The organism is Methylobacterium oryzae (genome assembly GCF_021398735.1).
Lineage (GTDB): Bacteria > Pseudomonadota > Alphaproteobacteria > Rhizobiales > Beijerinckiaceae > Methylobacterium.
In genome coordinates, this window is record NZ_CP090349.1 from 4,124,826 (window position 1) to 4,143,528 (window position 18,703).

At 72.5% G+C, this 18,703-nt stretch carries 21 protein-coding genes; 14 read left to right on the plus strand and 7 right to left on the minus strand.

Features of this window, described 5'->3' with window-relative positions:
* The first annotated feature begins 149 nt into the window (after positions 1 to 149).
* Genes LXM90_RS19650 through LXM90_RS19660 form a run of 3 tightly spaced genes read left to right on the plus strand, consistent with a single transcriptional unit; the run spans position 150 to position 2,290 of the window.
* Positions 150 to 1,280, plus strand: a complete 1,131-nt coding sequence (locus tag LXM90_RS19650; protein ID WP_026605342.1) for a S1C family serine protease — start codon at positions 150 to 152, stop codon at positions 1,278 to 1,280.
* Positions 1,277 to 1,525 carry a hypothetical protein gene (locus LXM90_RS19655; protein ID WP_020095812.1) on the plus strand — a complete coding sequence of 83 codons (249 nt, stop codon included), beginning with the start codon at positions 1,277 to 1,279 and terminating at the stop codon, positions 1,523 to 1,525. Before LXM90_RS19650 ends, LXM90_RS19655 begins: the two co-directional genes overlap by 4 nt.
* A 3-nt stretch (positions 1,526 to 1,528) precedes the next feature.
* Positions 1,529 to 2,290, plus strand: a complete 762-nt coding sequence (locus LXM90_RS19660; protein WP_020095813.1) for a J domain-containing protein — start codon at positions 1,529 to 1,531, stop codon at positions 2,288 to 2,290.
* A 138-nt stretch (positions 2,291 to 2,428) separates the two neighbouring features.
* On the opposite strand, the gene LXM90_RS19665 is transcribed toward LXM90_RS19660, so the two are convergent.
* Entirely contained in the window at positions 2,429 to 3,895 is a 1,467-nt protein-coding gene (locus LXM90_RS19665) for a D-alanyl-D-alanine carboxypeptidase (RefSeq protein WP_091976918.1), read from the minus strand.
* A gap of 338 nt (positions 3,896 to 4,233) precedes the next feature.
* On the opposite strand from LXM90_RS19665, the gene LXM90_RS19670 reads away from it, so the two are divergent.
* The 5 genes from LXM90_RS19670 (at position 4,234) to LXM90_RS19690 (ending at position 9,436) form a co-directional block, all read left to right on the plus strand.
* Positions 4,234 to 4,578, plus strand: coding sequence for a phasin family protein (locus tag LXM90_RS19670; protein ID WP_020095815.1), 345 nt, complete (start codon positions 4,234 to 4,236; stop codon positions 4,576 to 4,578).
* Positions 4,579 to 4,783: 205 nt separating this feature from the next.
* Positions 4,784 to 5,170 (plus strand): ATP-dependent Clp protease adapter ClpS, encoded by a 387-nt coding sequence (gene clpS, locus LXM90_RS19675; RefSeq protein WP_026605344.1) that lies wholly within the window; start codon positions 4,784 to 4,786, stop codon positions 5,168 to 5,170.
* Between the two features lie 38 nt (positions 5,171 to 5,208).
* Positions 5,209 to 7,695 (plus strand): ATP-dependent Clp protease ATP-binding subunit ClpA, encoded by a 2,487-nt coding sequence (gene clpA, locus LXM90_RS19680; protein WP_026605345.1) that lies wholly within the window; start codon positions 5,209 to 5,211, stop codon positions 7,693 to 7,695.
* A gap of 92 nt (positions 7,696 to 7,787) precedes the next feature.
* Complete coding sequence (locus LXM90_RS19685) at positions 7,788 to 8,072, plus strand: hypothetical protein (protein WP_020095819.1); 285 nt, start codon at positions 7,788 to 7,790, stop codon at positions 8,070 to 8,072.
* A 65-nt stretch (positions 8,073 to 8,137) separates the two neighbouring features.
* Positions 8,138 to 9,436: a flavin monoamine oxidase family protein gene (locus LXM90_RS19690; RefSeq protein WP_020095820.1), complete on the plus strand. Its 1,299-nt coding sequence runs from the start codon at positions 8,138 to 8,140 to the stop codon at positions 9,434 to 9,436.
* 21 nt (positions 9,437 to 9,457) lie between these two features.
* Here LXM90_RS19690 and LXM90_RS19695 read toward each other — a convergent pair whose 3' ends face one another.
* Genes LXM90_RS19695 through egtB form a run of 3 tightly spaced genes read right to left on the minus strand, consistent with a single transcriptional unit; the run spans position 9,458 to position 12,811 of the window.
* On the minus strand, positions 9,458 to 10,522 hold the full coding sequence (locus LXM90_RS19695) for an adenylate/guanylate cyclase domain-containing protein (protein WP_020095821.1): 1,065 nt from the start codon (positions 10,520 to 10,522) through the stop codon (positions 9,458 to 9,460).
* 27 nt (positions 10,523 to 10,549) lie between these two features.
* On the minus strand, positions 10,550 to 11,524 hold the full coding sequence (gene egtD / locus LXM90_RS19700) for an L-histidine N(alpha)-methyltransferase (protein ID WP_020095822.1): 975 nt from the start codon (positions 11,522 to 11,524) through the stop codon (positions 10,550 to 10,552).
* 18 nt (positions 11,525 to 11,542) lie between these two features.
* Complete coding sequence (gene egtB, locus LXM90_RS19705; protein ID WP_020095823.1) at positions 11,543 to 12,811, minus strand: ergothioneine biosynthesis protein EgtB; 1,269 nt, start codon at positions 12,809 to 12,811, stop codon at positions 11,543 to 11,545.
* Between the two features lie 294 nt (positions 12,812 to 13,105).
* On the opposite strand from egtB, the gene murI reads away from it, so the two are divergent.
* Both murI and LXM90_RS19715 read left to right on the plus strand, forming a co-directional pair.
* Positions 13,106 to 13,981 carry a glutamate racemase gene (gene murI, locus LXM90_RS19710; RefSeq protein WP_205833387.1) on the plus strand — a complete coding sequence of 292 codons (876 nt, stop codon included), beginning with the start codon at positions 13,106 to 13,108 and terminating at the stop codon, positions 13,979 to 13,981.
* A gap of 113 nt (positions 13,982 to 14,094) precedes the next feature.
* Entirely contained in the window at positions 14,095 to 14,811 is a 717-nt protein-coding gene (locus LXM90_RS19715; protein ID WP_020095825.1) for a cache domain-containing protein, read from the plus strand.
* Positions 14,812 to 14,870: 59 nt separating this feature from the next.
* On the opposite strand, the gene LXM90_RS19720 is transcribed toward LXM90_RS19715, so the two are convergent.
* Both LXM90_RS19720 and LXM90_RS19725 read right to left on the minus strand, forming a co-directional pair.
* Positions 14,871 to 15,062, minus strand: a complete 192-nt coding sequence (locus tag LXM90_RS19720) for a hypothetical protein (protein ID WP_020095826.1) — start codon at positions 15,060 to 15,062, stop codon at positions 14,871 to 14,873.
* Positions 15,063 to 15,487: 425 nt separating this feature from the next.
* Positions 15,488 to 15,700 (minus strand): hypothetical protein, encoded by a 213-nt coding sequence (locus LXM90_RS19725; RefSeq protein ID WP_020095827.1) that lies wholly within the window; start codon positions 15,698 to 15,700, stop codon positions 15,488 to 15,490.
* Between the two features lie 242 nt (positions 15,701 to 15,942).
* On the opposite strand from LXM90_RS19725, the gene LXM90_RS19730 reads away from it, so the two are divergent.
* From LXM90_RS19730 to LXM90_RS19745, 4 genes are all read left to right on the plus strand, one after another.
* Positions 15,943 to 16,155 carry a hypothetical protein gene (locus LXM90_RS19730; RefSeq protein ID WP_020095828.1) on the plus strand — a complete coding sequence of 71 codons (213 nt, stop codon included), beginning with the start codon at positions 15,943 to 15,945 and terminating at the stop codon, positions 16,153 to 16,155.
* 106 nt (positions 16,156 to 16,261) lie between these two features.
* Positions 16,262 to 16,519: a hypothetical protein gene (locus LXM90_RS19735; RefSeq protein WP_020095829.1), complete on the plus strand. Its 258-nt coding sequence runs from the start codon at positions 16,262 to 16,264 to the stop codon at positions 16,517 to 16,519.
* A 133-nt stretch (positions 16,520 to 16,652) separates the two neighbouring features.
* Positions 16,653 to 17,294 carry a DUF47 domain-containing protein gene (locus LXM90_RS19740; protein WP_020095830.1) on the plus strand — a complete coding sequence of 214 codons (642 nt, stop codon included), beginning with the start codon at positions 16,653 to 16,655 and terminating at the stop codon, positions 17,292 to 17,294.
* Positions 17,295 to 17,309: 15 nt separating this feature from the next.
* On the plus strand, positions 17,310 to 18,296 hold the full coding sequence (locus tag LXM90_RS19745; protein WP_020095831.1) for an inorganic phosphate transporter: 987 nt from the start codon (positions 17,310 to 17,312) through the stop codon (positions 18,294 to 18,296).
* 30 nt (positions 18,297 to 18,326) lie between these two features.
* On the opposite strand, the gene LXM90_RS19750 is transcribed toward LXM90_RS19745, so the two are convergent.
* On the minus strand, positions 18,327 to 18,680 hold the full coding sequence (locus tag LXM90_RS19750) for a GCG_CRPN prefix-to-repeats domain-containing protein (RefSeq protein ID WP_020095832.1): 354 nt from the start codon (positions 18,678 to 18,680) through the stop codon (positions 18,327 to 18,329).
* Positions 18,681 to 18,703: the final 23 nt, after the last annotated feature.

Sequence of the window (18,703 nt, forward strand, 5' to 3'; positions counted from 1 at the left end):
TTAGCCAGTCTGCGCCGGTCGCCGACGTGCGCCAGAACACGTCAGGGGCCTGTCGGCGGCGGCGCCTCTCTGTGTTGACGCCCCGATCCTGAACGCGCACTTAAGGCTCGGCCTGTCGGGGCCTGCCTACGCTTCTCTCGGAGTCACCCGTGCCGGATCGTACCGTGCGCATCGTCCTCGCCGCGGTCCTGGTCCTGCTGGCGCTCTACGTCGCCCAGCCCTACCTGCAGCCGCTGCTCTACGCGGCCGACACGCCCCGGGCGATCACGGCCCGCGGCGATCTGGCGCCGGCCGAGTCCTCGACGGTCGCGCTGTTCGAGCGCGCGAGCCCGTCCGTCGTTCACGTTTTCGCGCAGGGCGCCGCGCAGAACCGCGACCTGCTCGACCTCGACGACCAGGGCGGCGAGCAGGGCGGGACGCAGACCGGCACCGGCTTCGTGTGGGACGGCGCCGGTCACATCGTCACCAACACCCACGTCGTGCAGAACGCCGCGCGGAGCGGCGGCTCGGTCTCGGTCCGGATGAGCGACGGCGAGGTCGTGCCCGCCACCCTCGTCGGGATGGCGCCGTCCTACGACCTCGCGGTCCTGCAATTGGGGCGGGTGCGGACCATGCCGCCGCCGCTGGCGATCGGCACCTCGGCCGATCTCAAGGTCGGGCAGTCGGCCTTCGCCATCGGCAACCCGTTCGGCCTCGACCACACGCTGACCACCGGGGTCATCAGCGCCGTGCGCCGCCGCATGCCGACGAGCGAGGGCCGCGAAGTGTCCGGCGTCATCCAGACGGACGCGGCGATCAACCCGGGCAATTCCGGCGGCCCGCTCCTCGATTCCGCCGGCCGGCTGATCGGCGTCAACACCGCCATCGTGTCACCGTCCGGCGCCAGCGCCGGCATCGGCTTCGCGATCCCCGTCGACGTGGTGAACCGGATCGTGCCGGAGCTGATCAAGGCCGGCCGCGTGCGCAATCCCGGCATCGGCATCATCGCCGCCCAGGAGGCGGCCACCGCGCGGCTCGGCATCGACGGCGTGGTCATCGTGCGGGTGCTGCCCGGCTCCCCGGCCGCGCAGGCCGGTCTGCGCGGCGTCGACCCGCAGACCGGCGACCTCGGCGACGTGATCGTCGAGGCCAACGATCGCCCGGTCCACCGCCTCGCGGACCTGACCGCGGCCATCGAGGAGGCCGGCCTCGGCGCCGGCGTGACCCTCAAGGTGGAGCGCGACGGCCGGATCCGGCAGGTCCGCGTCACCACCGCCGAGGTCGCGGAGAACCGGCGATGACGCGCGCGGCCCTCCTCCTGACCCTGATCCTCCTCGCCGCCGCCGCGCGGGCCGGCGAGGCGCCGACGCGCGCGCGCCTCTGCCCGGAGAACCTGCCCGAGGGCGTGCGTCTCCCGCCGCAGCCCGGCTGCGACGCGAGCGTGCGCCCGCCGACGCCGCGCCGGCCGGGCCACTTCGATCTCGGGGACGGGACGAGCATCCAGATCGGCGGGAGCGCGTCCGCCCTCTACGGCGTGCGGCGCTGAGCGATGGTGCTGTTCGCCGGCCTGCTCGCCTGCCTGACCCTGTGGTGGCTGTCGAAGAACTCGGGCGGCCTCGGCCGGAGGCTCCGCGGCGGTCTCCGGGCTGGCCTCGGTGCCGCCCTCGGGCGGGCGCGTCTGCCGACCTTCGGCGCCTTCGCGCTGCTCGCGGCCGGGTTCCTGCTCCTGCGCGGGAACTTCGTCCTCGCGGCACTGCTCGGGCTGAGCGGCGTCTGGATGATCGAGGGCCAGGCCGCCATGACCGCGCGGCTGCGCCGGCTGATCCGGCCGGGATCCGGCGAGCGCCCGCGCGACCCGGAGGACCGCCGCTTCCGCACGGTCCTGATCGACGCCCTCGTGCGCCCGGACGGCAGCCTGCGCACGGGCCGCGTCATCGCGGGGCCGGGCGCCGGCGCGTGGCTCGACAGCATGCCCACCGGGGCCGTGGTCGAGCTGCTGCGGCTCTGCCGGATCCGCGACGCCGCCGGCGCCGCCCTGCTAGAGCCGTATCTCGACCGCCGGTCGCCCGGATGGCGTGTAGACGCTGAGGGCGATCGCGACCCGCGGCCGCGCCGTCCGCCGCATCCAGGGGCGATGACGCAGGAGCAGGCGTACGAGATCCTGGGGCTTCAGCGCGGGGCGACCGCTGAGGAGATCCGGTCGGCCCACCGGTCTCTCATGAAGCGCGCCCACCCCGACCAGGGGGGCAGCGCCGAGGGCGCGGCGCGCGTCAACGCGGCCCGGGACAGGCTTCTGAACCGACATCGCTGAACTCCACGCGCGTTGTCAGAGAGTTACCGATCGTCGGCCGCGGACGAACTCGGTCGCGGCCGTTCCGTAACCGGCGCGCGGGCGCGCCGGTGGCTCGCGAAACGCGGCGCGCGGGCGCGCCGGCGGGTCTCGCGGGTCTCAGCTCCGGGTGGCGAAGCAGCTGAAGCCGCTTCGCTTCAGGGCCGAGCAGGCCTCCTGGGCGGAATCCTGCTCGGAGAAGCCCGAGAAGCGGGCGCGGAACAGCGTGGTGCCGCCGTGCTCGACCTTGACCGTGTAGGGCGCGGCCTTCGACAGGCTGCCGCCGACCTTGGCGCGCGCTTCCGAGAGCATCGTCCGGGCCTTGGACTCGTCGTCCATGGCGCCGAGCTGGATCACCCAGGCGGTCGGGACGACGCGGGCGCCGGAGACCGCCTTCGGCGGCTCGTCGCGCTCGAGGGAGGCCACCCGGGCCGTGGACTTGGACGCGCCCGGGAAGGGCGGCTGGGCGTTGCCGCCGCCGGCATAGGCCTGGGCCGCCTTCGGGATCCCCTGCGGGCCGGGCTTCCAGGTGCCGCCCGGCGTCGTCGTCTTGGCGGGGGACAGGTCGAGGGGCTCGCCGGTGGTGCCGGTTGTCTCGACGTCCTCGTCGTCCGCCGAGGCGACCTGCGTGCGGGTCCGCGAGACCGCGTCGGCGACGACCGCCGGGCGGGCGCGCTCGGCGACCTCGGTGACCGGCGCCGAGATCCGGGCGCCGGCATAGGCGCGCGGCAGGCTGGCGCGGACGAGGTCGGCCATGATCCGGTCGCGGCTCGCGCCGGACTTGCCGCCCAGCACGATCGCCACGATCTGGCGCCCCTCGGACTTCGCCGCGGTCATCAGGTTGAAGCCGGAATCCCGCGTGTAGCCGGTCTTGATCCCGTCGACGCCCTGGACGTTGCCCAGGAGGCGGTTGTGGTTGCCGATCACCCGGCCGCGGAACGCGAAGGACCGGGTCTGGAAGTAGCGGTAGTAGTGCGGGAACCGGTCCTGGATCGCCCGGGCCAGCACGGTCAGGTCACGCGCGGTGGTCAGCTGGTCCGGATCGGGCAGGCCCGAGGCGTTGGCGTAGTGCGTGCGGCTCATGCCGAGGGCGTGGGCCTTCGCGGTCATCATCTGGGCGAAGCGCTCCTCGGAGCCAGCGATGTTCTCGCCGATGGCGCAGGCCACGTCGTTCGCCGACTTCGTCACGATCGCCTTGATGGCGTCCTCGACCGAGATGGTCTGGCCGGGGCGCAGGCCGAGCTTGGACGGCGCCTGGGCGGCGGCGTGGGCCGAGATGGTCAGGTCGGAATCGAGGGCGAACTTGCCCCGCTCCATCTGCTCGAACAGCATGTAGAGCGTCATCACCTTGGTGATCGAGGCCGGGTGCCGCAGGGCGTCCTCGTTCACCGCGTGCAAGGTCTTGCCGCTCTTCACGTCCACGACCATCGCCGCGTAGGGCGGGTTGTAGCCGCCGCCGGCGCGGGCGTGGTGGTGCCGACCGCGCCGGGCGTCGGCCGGTGAGGCCATGGCCGTCAGGACGGCGGCGGCCAGGATCGCGGCCGGGAGCGCTGGAATCGTCCGGGAGCGGCCTACTACGCTACGCATCACGCCTGATTGCCTCGCGAGACCGGATCTGGCCGGTCGTATCCCCTGCAGAGCCTTCCGCCGATCACGTGGCCCCGCTGCATCAGTGGAGAGTTAGGCAAGTGCAGTTACAGGCCCGTTAATGCGATCGCGGCGAGTGCCGGATCGTGCCGGTCCGGCATCCGCTTACCGGCCGTTCCCGACCCGCTGTTGCCGGTCGGCCATGCCGTGCCGGTTGCGGCCGGCCGCTCTTACAGGCCCGAGCTTGACGCTGGCTGTCGTGCCGCACACTCTCCCGGCGATCCGAAACTGTCGGTCGCGGATGGCGGGCCGGCTCGGCGGCGGACCGGAGATCGGCGATGCAGAAACCCCCTGCCCTCCCCCTGAGCCCGGTCGCCTCCGGCTTCGGGACGCCCCTGCGGCGGTTCGGGATCGCGAGCCGCGCGGCCCAGACCCTCGGCATCGAGTATCTCGACTCGGTCAAGAAGGCCCTCGACGACCTCGGGGCGACCTGGGGGGCGCTGGCGGTGGCGCGCAGCCCGACCGAGATCCTGGCGGTGCAGGCCGCGTACCTGCAGCGGGCCGGGGAGCGCGCCGCGGCTCGCTCGGCCGCCGCCGGCGACGCGATGCTGGGCCTGACCGGCGCGTTCCTGCGGCCGAAGGCGCTGGCACCGGCCGCGGCCCGTCCCGGCCCGGCGCGCTAGCGGGTCGGCCATCATGCGCCGGGGACACGCGGTGCAGGGCGGACAAGTGCGCACAGGCGTCTGGCGAAGTCGGCTCACCGTCTGTAGATTAAACGGCGTGGAGCTGAGCGCTGCTCCCGGCAGGCCAGGATCAGGATCGGCCGTGAGGGCCGGCGGCGCCCGCTCCGAGCAAGGGATCGGTTCGACGCACATGAGACAGGTCCCCATGCAGGGCACCGCGAGTTCGACCAGGGAGCACCGGCCGGCGCGTATCGCGGTCACGGCATCCGGTTCGCGCACGCCCGGGGGCGACGACCGGTCCAACACCGCGATCATCACGCGCACGAAGCCGCGGACCAAGCGGCCGAGTCTGTACCGGGTACTCCTTCTGAACGACGACTATACGCCGATGGAGTTCGTGGTCCTGGTGGTCGAGCGGTTCTTCAACAAGAGCCACGAGGACGCCTACCAGATCATGATGCACGTGCATCAGAACGGGGTCGGCGAGTGCGGGGTCTTCACCTACGAGGTGGCGGAGACCAAGGTGACGCAGGTCATGGACTTCGCACGCAAACACCAACATCCTCTCCAGTGCGTTATGGAAAAGAAATAGGCGCCGCTCGCGGTAGGCACGAAGGACAGAGGCCAGCTTTGCCAAGCTTCTCACGCAGCCTAGAACAAGCCCTCCACCGCGCCCTGGCGCTCGCCGGGGAGCGCCGGCACGAATACGCGACGCTGGAGCATCTCCTGCTCGCCCTGGTGGATGACCAAGATGCGGCCGCGGTCATGCGCGCCTGCAACGTCGAGATCGACACGCTCAAGCGCAGCTTGGTCGACTACGTCGACACCGAGCTCTCCAACCTCACCGGCGATGGCCGGCAGGACGCCAAGCCCACGGCCGGGTTCCAGCGCGTGATCCAGCGCGCCGTGATCCACGTCCAGTCGTCGGGCCGCGAGGAGGTGACCGGCGCCAACGTGCTGGTGGCGATCTTCGCCGAGCGCGAGAGCCACGCCGCCTACTTCCTGCAGGAGCAGGACATGACCCGCTACGACGCGGTCAACTACATCAGCCACGGCATCGCCAAGCGGCCCGGCGCCTCCGAGGCGAAGCCCGTGCGCGGCGCCGACGAGGAGGGCGCGTCCGAGCGTCCGAGCGACGAGGGCGATCCCCGCGGCGCCAAGAAGAAGGGCGACGCGCTCGACGCCTACTGCGTCAACCTCAACAAGAAGGCCCGCGACGGCAAGATCGACCCGCTGATCGGCCGCGAGAGCGAGGTCCAGCGGACGATCCAGGTCCTCTGCCGCCGGCAGAAGAACAACCCGCTGCTGGTCGGCGATCCCGGCGTCGGCAAGACCGCGATCGCCGAAGGTCTGGCGCGCAAGATCATCCAGCACGAGGTGCCGGAGGTGCTCGCCGACGCGACCGTCTTCTCCCTCGACATGGGCACGCTGCTCGCCGGCACCCGCTACCGGGGCGACTTCGAGGAGCGCCTCAAGCAGGTCATGAAGGAGATCGAGGCGCACCCGAACGCGATCATGTTCATCGACGAGATCCACACGGTGATCGGCGCCGGCGCGACCTCGGGCGGGGCCATGGACGCGTCGAACCTGCTCAAGCCGGCGCTCGCCTCCGGCACGCTGCGCTGCATCGGCTCGACCACCTACAAGGAGTACCGCCAGTACTTCGAGAAGGACCGCGCCCTGGTGCGGCGCTTCCAGAAGATCGACGTCAACGAGCCGTCGATCCCCGACACGATCGAGATCGTGAAGGGCCTGCGGCCGTACTTCGAGGAGTTCCACAAGCTCAAGTACACGACCGAGGCCGTGAAGGCCGCGGTGGAGCTGTCGGCCCGCTACATCAACGACCGCAAGCTGCCCGACAAGGCGATCGACGTGATCGACGAGACCGGCGCCTCGCAGATGCTGGTGCCGGAGGCGCGCCGCAAGCGCACCATCGGCATCAAGGAGATAGAGGCGACCATCGCCACGATGGCCCGGATCCCGCCGAAGACGGTCTCCAAGGACGACGCGGTGGTGCTCCAGCACCTGACCGAGAACCTGAAGCGCGTGGTCTACGGACAGCCGAACGCCATCGAGGCCCTAACCTCGGCGATCAAGCTGGCCCGGGCCGGCCTGCGCGACCCGGACAAGCCGATCGGCTCGTACCTGTTCGCGGGCCCGACCGGCGTCGGCAAGACCGAGGCCGCCAAGCAGCTCGCCGCCTCGCTCGGCGTCGAGATGCTGCGCTTCGACATGTCGGAGTACATGGAGCGCCACACGGTGAGCCGCCTGATCGGCGCGCCCCCCGGCTACGTGGGCTTCGACCAGGGCGGCCTGCTCACCGACGGGATCGACCAGCACCCGCACTGCGTGCTCCTCCTCGACGAGATCGAGAAGGCGCATCCGGACCTGTTCAACATCCTGCTGCAGGTGATGGATCACGGGAAGCTGACCGACCACAACGGCAAGCAGGTCGATTTCCGCAACGTCATCATCATCATGACGTCGAACGCGGGCGCCTCGGACCTGGCCAAGGCGGCCTACGGCTTCACCCAGTCGAAGCGCTCCGGCGACGACGTCGAGGCGATCAACCGGCTGTTCGCGCCGGAATTCCGCAACCGGCTCGACGCGATCATCTCGTTCGGCCACCTGCCGAAGGACGTGGTGGCGAAGGTGGTGGACAAGTTCGTCCTCCAGCTCGAGGCGCAGCTCGCCGACCGCAACGTCACGATCGAGCTCTCCGACGAGGCCCGGGACTGGCTGGTGGAGCACGGCTACGACGACGCGATGGGCGCGCGCCCGATGGCCCGGCTGATCCAGTCGACCATCAAGACGCCGCTCGCCGACGAGGTCCTGTTCGGCAAGCTCAAGGACGGCGGCGCGGTCCGCGTGGTCGTCCGCAAGCCGGAGGACGGCGAGGCCAAGGCCGGCGCCAAGGACAGCCTGGGCTTCGACTTCCCGGCGGGTCCCGTGACGCCCAAGCCCGAGAAGGACGTGACCAACGCCGCCAAGCGCCACAAGCGCGCCAAGCCCCGCACCGCGGCCCGGAAGAAGACGCCGAAGGACAACAAGGGCGGCGGCGGCAGCTCGGGCGGCGGCGTCCGGACCGTGCCGAAGGTGCCACTCGTGCGCGCCTAATGGTGTGCAGGCCGGCTGGCGGCCTTCCGGACTCGGGGGCCGCCGGTCTATGACCGCCGCGACGCGCATGCGCCGCGGCGAGGAGGCGCCCGATGACTGACAACCTGCACGAGGGACCTCTGTCCCCCGTCGCGCAGCCGGCGCCCCCCAAGAAGCTCACCCGGCGCGAGGAGCGGCGCCGGCGTCGCCAGCGGCGCCGCCGCGGCGAGGAGGTGCTGGCCTGGGTGCTCGTGCCGTTCATCTGCTTCGGCATCTACTGGGGCATCGCCGCCGGCTTCGACTTCTTCGGCACCTCGCCGGGCCAGGTCTGGGACCAGCTGATGCAGGTCAAGGCCATGATGGAGAAGCGTTCGGGTCCCCAGGGCGCGCGCGGCTAGCGCGCCGCCGCGGGTCCCGGCGCGGGGGAGGCGACGCCTCCGGACGGTTCCGAGCGGGCGCGCCCATGACACCGACCCGTCGATCGCTGCTCGCCGCCCCCCTCCTGGCGATGCCGGCCCTCCGGGCCCGCGCCGGCGGCGGATCCGTGGTCGTCGTCGGCGCCGGGGCCGCGGGGCTCGCGGCCGCCGCCCTCCTGCGGGCGGCAGGGCAGAGTTTCACCCTCGTCGAGGCCCGGGACCGGATCGGCGGCCGCGCCTTCACCGACCGGGCGCTCGGCGACGCGTGCCGGTTCGACGCCGGCGCCGAGTACATCCACTGGGCCGAACGCAATCCCTGGGCGCCCATCGCCCGGGCGGCCGGGGCGCACGTCGCCCGCGAGGACGGCTGGGCGCGCCGGCTCGTCGTCGACGGCCGTCCCGCCACCGTCGCCGAGGCGGCGCGGCGGCGTGCCGGCTTCTCCGGCCTCGACGCGCTGCTCGCCCCGAAGGGCGGCGACCCGTCCCTGGCGGAGGCGGCCGGGGCCGGCGGCCCCGACGCCGCCCTGGCGGCGGCCGGCCTGAGCCGGCTCTCCCTCGGCGAGGATCCCGAGCGGGTCTCGGCCGTGGACTACGACCGGCTCTGGTCCGGCTCCGACCTCTGGATCGACGGCTACGGCGACCTCGTGGCGCGGCACTTCGCCGACCTGCCGGTCAGCCTCGGCTGCCCCGTGCGGGCGATCGACTGGTCGGGCCGCGGGGTCCGGGTCGAGACGGCGCGGGGCACGATCGCGGCCGCCGCCGCCATCGTCACGGTGCCGGTCGGCGTGCTGAAGGCCGGGGCCGTGGCGTTCGCGCCGGACCTGCCGGACGCCGCCCGGACGGCGCTCGACGGCCTGTCGATGGGCGCCTACACCAAGATCGGCCTGCGCCTCGACCCCGCGCGCCTCGACGGTGCCGACCTCGGCGACGCGGTCTCGGTGGCGACGGGCGGCCCGACGATCTACTTCGAGATGCAGCCCTTCGGCAGGTCCCTGGCGGTGGCCAATCTCGGCGGCGACCTCGCGCGCGACCTGTGCCGGGCCGGTGAGGCGGAGGCGGTGGCGCTCGCCACCGAGCGCCTGGTCGCGGTCCTCGGCGGCGGCGCCCGCAGCGCCGTCCAGGCCGGGCGCCTCGCCGGCTGGTGGACGGACCCGCACGCCCGGGGCTCCTACTCGATCGCCGCCCCCGGCCACGCGGAGGCCCGCGACCGCCTGCGCGCGCCGGTCGGCGGGCGCGTGTTCTTCGCCGGGGAGGCGCTGGCGGGCGGCGGCGCCATGACGGTGGGCGGGGCGACCCTCGACGGCGAGCGCGCCGCCCGGGCGGTGCTGAAGGCGCTCGGCGCCTGACGGGCTCGTCGCCGCGGCGGTTCACGCGGTCGCGGCGCGGCTCGGCAGCGGTCGCGCGGGTGCCGCGACGGCGGTCCGGCGCCGGATCGCCGCCACCGCCAGGGGCTCGGCGCGGCCGCGCAGGGCGTGGGCTCCGAGATCCTCCGCCACGAGGTCGTCCGGCAGCGGGCCGAGCCGGGCGAGGAGGTCGGCCGAGACGAGGACGTCGACGCCCAAGGTCTTCGACAGGGCCTCCAGCCGGGCCGTCGTGTTCACGACGTCGCCGAAATACGCGATCTTGTGCCGCTCCAGCCCGATCTCGGCGGTCACGACCGGGCCGCAATGCAGCGCGGCGCGGAACTGCGGCACCTGCCCGAAGCGATCCCGCCAGCTCTCCGCCTCGGCGGCGAGCCGCTCCTGGAACGCGAAGACGCAGCGCAGGCAGGCGGCGTCGCGCAGGCCCCGCTCCATCGTCCAGGTCACCAGCGCGAGGTCGCCGACGTAGTCGTCGATCGAGCCGCGGGCGCGCGCCACCGGCAGCGCCAGGGCGTTGAAGACCTGCCCGAGATAGGCCTGCGCCGCCCGGTCGCCGTGGCGGTCGGCGAAGCGCGTCGACCCGGTCACGTCGAGGAAGAGGAAGATCCGCTCCTCGCTGATCGGCCGGTGGTAGCGCCCGATCAGCAGGTTCGCGAAGACGCCAGGGCCGATCAGGTCGCGGACCCGGAACACGAACACCACCAGGGCCGAGATGCCGAGCGCGTAGAGCAGGCCGGACTGCGACATCAGCATCGCGTTCCGCTCGCTGTACATGAAGCGGAACAGCTGGTTCAGCACCGTGCTGGCGACCGCGTTCCCGACCACGATCAGCGCGATGTAGAGCGCCACGGTGGCGAGCAGGAACAGCGGCGTCGCGAGGCCGCGGATGCGGTCGCGCAGCCGCGGCGCCAGCAACTGCCGCTCGTAGAGCAGGATCGGCGTGCCGATGATCGCGCCGCGGATCGCCGTCCCGGTCAGCGGGGCGATCCCGAAGATCACCCCGTAGAGGAGCCCCGCCAGGGCCCCCAGGGCGGGCGCCACCAGCAGGAACCAGCGCGGGCCGAAGCGCATGGATCCGCGTGCCCCGCCCGGCCCCGCTCAGTCCAGCCGGAGCGCGTGGACCGAGAACAGCTGGTCCGGGTCGGTCCAGACCGTCAGCCACGTCCAGCCCGCCCGCTCGGTCAGCGCGCGGAACGTGGCCGGCGTGTACTTGTAGCTGCTCTCGGTGTGGATCGTCTCGCCCGCCGCGAACGCGAAGGTGTCGGCGCCGACCCGCACCGCCTGGGCGTCGCGGGCGACGAGATGCATCTCGATCCGCGAGGCGTCGGTGTTGAACACCGCCCGGTGGCCGAAGGCGTCGGGCTCGAAGCGCCCGGCGAGTTCCCGGTTGATCCGGGTCAGGAGGTTGAGGTTGAAGGCGGCGGTGACGCCCTGCGCGTCGTCGTAGGCGGCCTCCAGCACCGCCGCGTCCTTCACGAGGTCGACGCCGACGATCATGTGGGCGCCCGGCCCCAGGATCCGGCCGAACCGGCGCAGCAGATCCTCGGCCTCGTGCGGGTCGAAGTTGCCGATGGTCGAGCCCGGGAAGAACCCGGCGCGCGGCAGGCCGTTCAGGCTCTCCGGCAGGTCGAAGTCGCGGGTGAAGTCGGCCACGACCGGCTCGACCCGCAGGTCCGGGAAATCGCCCCGCAGGACCTCCGCCTGCCCGCGCAGGAACTCGCCGGAGACGTCCACCGGCACGTAGGCCGCGAGGGTGTCGAGGTGGCGCAGGAGTCGGCGCAGCTTCACGGTCGAGCCGCTGCCGAACTCCACCAGCGCCGCGTGGGCCGGCAGCAGCGCGGCGATCTCGGGCCCGCAGGCGTCGAGGATGCCGATCTCGGTCCGGGTCGGGTAGTATTCCGGGAGCCGGGTGATCGCCTCGAACAGCGCGGACCCGGCCTCGTCGTAGAAGTATTTCGGCGACAGGGCCTTCTGGGGCTTGGACAGGCCCGCGCGGACGTCGTCGAGGAAGCTCAGCGGCGGCGCGTCCAGCGTGACCGGCGTCGCGTCGGCGAAGGTGGGCTTGATGGTCAAGGGCGGCTCCGGGGCGCGTCAGGCGGCGTCGGCGAGGCGCAGGCCGGTGAACTGCCAGCGCTGGTGCGGATAGAAGAAGTTGCGGTACGGCAGCCGGGCATGGCCCTCGGGGGTCGCCACCGACGAGCCCCGCAGCACGAACTGGTTGGCCATGAACTTGCCGTTGTACTCGCCGAGAGCCCCCGGGAGCGGCCGGTACCCCGGGTAGGGGACGTAGGCGCTGCGGGTCCATTGCCAGACGAGGCCGAAGGCGTCCGGCAGGCCGCCGTCGCGGGCCGCGACCTCCCACTCGAACTCGGTCGGCAGGAAGCGGCCGGCCCAGCGGGCGTAGGCGTCGGCCTCGTAATAGCTGACGTGGGTGACGGGGGCGTCGAGGTCCACCGGGCGCTCGCTGCCCAGCGTCATGGTCGCCCACCCCTCCCCGTCCCGGCGCCAGTAGCCGGGGGCCTCCCAGCCCTCCGCCGGTCCGGCATACCAGCCGTCCGAGAGCCACAGCTCCGGCTTGGCGTAGCCGCCATCCTCCATGAAGGCGAGCCACTGGCGGTTCGTCACCAGCGCCCGGTCGAGGCGGCCGGCCGGGATCAGCGTCTCGTGCCGGGGCGACTCGTTGTCGAACGAGAACCCCTCGCCCGCATGCCCGATCCACGCGATCGCGCGGTCGAGGGTGACCTGGCCGGCCTGCGCCGCCGCCTTCGGGAAGCGCCAGTCCGGGTCGTAGGCCGGGTTCAGCGGGTTCTGCGCGAAGGCGTGCAGGATGTCGGTGAGGAGGAGCTCCTGGTGCTGCTGCTCGTGGTAGAGGCCGATTTCCAGGATCGGCAGCACCGCCTCGAGCGCGCGCTCGGAGGCCTGGCCCAGCAGAGCCTCGACCGCCCGGTCGATATGGGCGCGGTAGGCCGCGACCTCCGCCATGGTCGGGCGGGTGATCATGCCGCGCTGGATGCGCGGCTGACGGGGACCGGCCGCCACGTAGTACGAGTTGAACAGGTAGTGCAGCCGCGCGTCGTAGATCGCGTAGCCCGGCAGGTGCTCCCGTAGCAGGAACTGCTCGAAGAACCACGTGACGTGCGCCCGGTGCCACTTGGTCGGGCTGGCATCGGCCATCGACTGGACCTGCTGGTCTTCCGGCGAGAGCGGCGCGGCGCGGCGCTCGGTCTCGCTCCGGACCTGCCGGTAGGCGGCGATCCAGGCGGCCCGGTCGATCGGCCGGGCCGTGACGTGCGGCGGCGGGAAGGCCGGTGTCGCGGGGTCGCGTCTCTCGTCCGGGCGCAGTGCGGCTGTCGCTGCCATGACGATGATCCCTTTTTTCGGGCCTGACCGAGAACCGTCTTCTCGACCCCGGCCGGCGCGCAGAAGATATGTTCCGGCCGTGTTCCGACAACCTCTGCAAGAGCGGACGCGGCGGCTTCGCGTGCGCCTGGTCGGCGCGCGGTCGCCGCTCGGCCCACCGGGCCTCTTCGCCGCGTCGGCGCGCCGGTTAACGGAACGGGTTGGGGATCACGGGTCTTTCTCTCGCCGCAGTGACACCGCCTTAACCCTCGCTGCCGAGATTTTGGGACGCTCTTCGAGGAGTCCGGGGTTCTCATGCGGATCGATCTGATGGCCGGGGCCAGCCTGTCCGCCGCCGCTCTGCGCTGCGCCGCAGAGCCGACCATCCTGGTGTTCGATTCCGGCCTCGGCGGCCTGACCGTCCTCGACGCTGTGCGGCGCGCCCGCCCGGATGCCCGCTACGTCTATGTCGGCGACGACGCCGCCTTCCCGTACGGCCGGCTCTCGGAGGCGACCCTCGTCGCCCGCGTCCTCACCGTGATGGAGCGGCTGGTCGCGACCCACCGGCCCGACCTCGTGGTCATCGCCTGCAACACCGCCTCGACGCTGGTGCTCCCGGCGCTGCGCCAGCGCTTCACGACGCCCTTCGTGGGGGTGGTCCCACCGATCAAGCCCGCCGCCGAGGCGACGCGCTCGCGGCTCGTGACCCTGCTGGCGACGCCCGGCACGGTGGCGCGCTCCTACACCCACGACCTGATCGCGACCTACGCGGGCTCCTGCGCGGTGACGCTGGTCGGCTCGCAGAACCTCGCCGGCTTCGCGGAGACCGAGCTCGCGGGCGCGCCGGTGGACGACGCCACCCTCGCCGCCGAGATCGCCCCCTGCTTCGTCACCGAGGCGGACGGGCGGCGCACCGACGTGGTCTGCCTCGCCTGCACCCACTATCCGCTGCTGCTGCCGCGCCTCCAGGCGGTCGCGCCCTGGCCGGTGACCTGGATCGACCCGGCGCCCGCCATCGCCCGGCGCGTCGTGCAGCTGATCGGCCCCCTCCCCCGCGAGGCGGACCGGCACGGCTCGGCGCTCGGCGCCTTCACGGCCGGCACCTGCCTGACCGACGCCCTGCGCGCGGCCCTCGCCGCCCGGGGCATCGGCGACGTCGCCGTGGAGGCGGTGCCGCTGCCGATGCAGTGAGGCAGTGCGGCGTCTCTCGCCCTGTCATCCCTTGTTCGGGTGATGACCGGTTCAGGCTGACAGGTCTCTCATTCCACCGGTTCGACACGTCATGTTGAAAGCGGGAGAGGCCGATGGCGTCCAGGGCTTCGAGACTGGCGATCCTCGCGCTGCTCGGACTGGGACCGGTCGCGCCGGCCCGGGCCTGCGGTGACGGTGAGGCTCCGGTATCCTGCGACGATCCGAGCCCGAATGGCTTCGCCTCCTGGATGCTCGGCCGCGTCGATCGGGCCCTGAAAGCCGACCGGACCCGGGCGCTCCAGGACTTCACCGACGGCACGCGCGGGTTCCGCACCACCGACACCTACGTGTTCTGTATCGATGCGGACGGCGTCATGACCGCCCACCCGAACCCGATCTTGAAGGGGCACGACGTCCGCGACCTGCACGACCGGACCGGCCACCACTTCATCCGCACGATGCTGGACACGGCCAGGCCCGGCCAGATCTCGGTGATCCGCTACCTGTTCCCCAAGCCGGGCAGCACCGTCGAGGAGCCCAAGACCACCTACTACACCCGGGCCGGGGACCAGACCTGCGCGGTCGGCGTGTACGACGCCGACGTCGCGGCCCCGACGGTCGCGACGCCCGAGGGCCGCGTCGCCCTGCTGCGCCAGAAGCTCGACGGCCAGATCCCGAGCAGTGCCCGCGCGGACTGGACCGCCTTCCTGGAGGCCCTGAACGCGCAGGGCGACGAGAAGGCGACGGCGATCGCCGAAGCCCGGCGCGAGCTGAGGGCGGCCGCGAGTGCGCTGGATCAGGCCGGGCTCGGCGCGGCGCGCGGCGAGTAGGCGGGGCGGCCGGGGGCGGCTCGGGCGCCGCGTCGGGGTCGCCTTTCAGGCCGTGCCCGTCACCGCAGGATCTGGGCGCCCGCGATCTGCGCCGTGGCGACCGGGGCCGCGTCGGCCTCGGCGGGCACGACCAGATGGACGAACAGCATGCCGGCCGCGACGATGAGCGCCAGGGCGAGGATGCGCCACAGTTCCAGGATCGGCTCCTGCGCCGGGGCATCCTGAATCGCTCGGTTCGTCTCGCTCGGCATCGCTTCCGCTTTCCCGCCTGTGACCCTCCGGATCGGACACCCGGAGGATGAACGCTTGGTAAAATCCGCCCCGATCGGCCCGGCCCGCCGAGGCGGGCTCGGCGGGGAGCGGGGGGCCGGCGTCGGGATCGTCGCCGCCACCGCGAGGCAGAGGGAGCGGGCGCTGGCGATCGCCTCGCCGACCGGGGCCGTGTCGCAGCGGAATGGGGCCGCAGCGGGACGGGCCCGGTCCCGCGGCGTGCGGTGCCGCACCCGCTGACGTTGCGGCCGGGGCGCGGTCCCGGTCACGAGGCCGAGCGCGGAGGCCGCACCCCGTCGTCTCGGATTCACCCGCACGTCCCGGAAGCGAGAGGGACGGGCTCGGGTGAGACGTCGATGGCCGGCGCGGATCCGGGCCGGTCCCGGCGCCGGCAGGTCCGGTCGACCTACGCGGCGGCCGGCAGGGCGGCGACCTCGCAGCTGTCGGCGCGCAGGCGCCAGTCGACCACCCGGGCCCCCGCGCAGAGCAGCGCCTTGGCCTGCCAGACGGCCGACACCTCCGATGGCGCCCGGACCAGGATCGCGCGCTGCCGCACCCGGTGCTCGTGGCCGGTATCGTCCGCGACGGTCTTGTAGAAGGTGACGCGATAGAGGCGCATGGTCCGGGCTCCGGTTGGGCGCGGGGATCGTGGGAGACCGGGGCGGCGCGCGCATTGATCCCGCGCAAGGACGGGACGCCCGCCACGCGCGCGGGCGTCGCGGGTGGGCGCAATCAGTTGTCGACAGTTGAATACGGGGCGATACAGGGCGTTGATTACATTCGCGGGAATGGTCTAGCTTCATCAGCAATCGTCCGCAGTCCGGAACGGTCCGCGGCGGGGCTCCAGACCGGGAGTGCCTGATGTTCGAGAGCGTGTTCTGGGGTGCGGTACTCGTCGCGCTGATCGGTTCGGCCGCGCTGGTGGCGATCGGCGCCAGCGTCCAGCCGCGGTTGGGTCGCAAGATGGAGATGGACGCGCGCCTCGCCGATCCGCGCCGCACCTTCGGGCGCAAGCGGCGCTGGGCGCGTCCGCCGCGGACGATGCGGCGCCCCGGCCTGCTCCCCATGCGGTGACGGCCGCTGCACCAAAGACGTACATCTCCCGCCGCCGGCTCGCGTGATAGCTACCTGTTCACTGCGGGAATGCAGTGTTCACGCCGGGCTGGAGGGATCGGTACTGATGAGCGTGCGTCAGATTTGTGATCAGGTTCGGATCGCCGAGCAGGCCTTCACCGCCGCGCTCGGCAACATGAAGGCCGCAGGCCTGCGCGAGTCGCTGACCCGCGAGCTCCAGGAGATGGAGAGCGCCGAGATCGACGCCGGGCAGGACGCGGCCGCGGCGCGGTCGGCCTCCTGGAAGCGGGTCAAGATGCTGCACGGGCTCGGCTACCCGGTGGATTTCGGCTGGCTCCACGCCGCCGCCATCCCGGTCCGCTGAGCGGCGCCGGCCGGCGCCGCCCCGCTGGCAGATTGTTTGCCGGCTCCCGGATCGGGTCGGCGCTCTCGCCCGTTGTGCCTGCCGGGTGCCGTCGCACCCGGCCGCCGCGCCGACCTCTCGATCCGGACACGCCATGCTGGCTTGGTTTCGCGCCCTGATGCCGCGGGAGGACCGGTTCTTCGATCTCTTCGAGCGTCACGCGCGGACGCTCGAGGACGGCGCGGCCGCCCTGCGAGGACTTCTCGACGGGACTCAGGCCGTCCCGTCGGCCTACGCGGCGATCGCGGCCCACGAGGACGCGGCCGACGGGATCACCCGCGAGGCGCTGCTGGCGGTCCGCCGGACCTTCATCACGCCGTTCGACCGCGGCGACATCCAGGCCCTGGTCGGCTCCCTCGACGACGCCATCGACCAGATGCTCAAGACCGCCAAGGCGGTCCAGCTCTTCGAGGTGACCACCTTCGAGCCGGCGATGCGCGAGATGGGCGCGGTCATCCAGGAGGCCGCGCAGGTCACCGCCGAGGCGCTGCCGAAGCTGCGGGCCCTCGGCGAGAACGCCGCCGCGCTGAACAGCCTGACCGAGCGCGTCATCGAGCTGGAGGGGCGGGCCGACGACCTGCACAATGACGGGCTGAAAGCCCTGTTCAAGGCCTCGGGGCGGGACCCCATGGCCTTCCTCGTCGGGTCCGAGCTGTACGGCCACCTGGAGAAGGTCATGGACCGGTTCGAGGACGTGGCGAACCAGATCAGCAGCATCGTCGTCGAACATGTCTGAGCCGCAGGTCGCCGCGTGACGCTCCTCGTCGTCCTCATCGTCCTCGCCCTGGTCTTCGACTTCCTGAACGGGCTGCACGACGCCGCGAACTCCATCGCCACGATCGTGTCGACGCGGGTGCTGGCGCCCCGCTACGCCGTGTTCTGGGCGGCGTTCTTCAACTTCGTGGCCTTCCTGGTCTTCGGCCTGCACGTCGCCGGCACGGTCGGCTCGGGCATTATCGACGTCGCGACGGTGGACGACCGGGTCATCATGGGCGCGCTCGGCGGCGCTATCACGTGGAATCTGGTCACGTGGTACGCCGGCATCCCGTCCTCCAGCTCCCACGCCCTGATCGGGGGCCTGCTCGGCGCCGGCATCGCCAAGGCGGGGGTCGGCGTGATCGTCTGGCCTGGCGTCATCGCCACCAGCGCCGCCATCGTCCTCTCGCCCGCCCTGGGCTTCGCCCTCGGGCTGCTGCTGATGCTGGCCGTCTCGTGGATCTTCGTCCGCTCGACGCCGCACGCCGTGGACCGCGTGTTCCGGGGCCTCCAGTTCGTCTCGGCCTCGCTCTACTCCCTCGGCCACGGCGGCAACGACGCCCAGAAGACCATGGGCATCATCGCGGCCCTGCTCTACGCCCACGGCGAGAGCGGGGCTTTCCACGTGCCCCTCTGGGTGGTGCTGTCCTGCCAGACCGCCATGGCCCTCGGCACCCTGATGGGCGGCTGGCGCATCGTCCACACGATGGGGTCGAAGATCACGCGGCTGTCGCCCATGCAGGGGTTCTGCGCCGAGACCGGCGGCGCCGCGACGCTGTTCGCCGCGACGGCCTTCGGCATCCCGGTCTCGACCACCCACACGATCACGGGCGCCATCGTCGGCGTCGGCGCCGCCCGCCGGGTCTCGGCGGTCCGCTGGAACGTCGCGCAGGGCATCGTGATCGCCTGGGTGATCACGATGCCGGCCGCGGCCCTGGTCGCGGCCCTGACCTACGCGGCGTCGGGCCTCGTCCTGCCGTAGCGGACGGGCGCGGCCGGATCCGGCACGGGGTCACCAGCGATGGTGCCAGCCGCCGTGGTGCCAGCCACCGTGCCAGCCCCGATGCCAGCCGCCGCGCCATCCCGCATGCCATCCCCCATGCCAGCCGGCATGGCGGAAGCCGCCCCAGCGATAGCCGCCGCCCCACGCGAAGCGTCGGTGCCAGCGGTAGCCGTAGTGCCACCGGTCGCCGACGCGCGGATAGACCGGAACGTAGACGAACGGCCTGTAGCCCAGATTCGGCCGGCACCAGCCGTAGACGTTGCGGTGGAAGCCGGGCCCGCAGCCGTCGCGCGCCTCGGCGCTCGAGCCGGCCAACAGAACCCCCGCGGCGAGCGCCACGGGCAGGACGAGAGTGCGGATCATGATTCAACTCCGGGAGTGTCTCC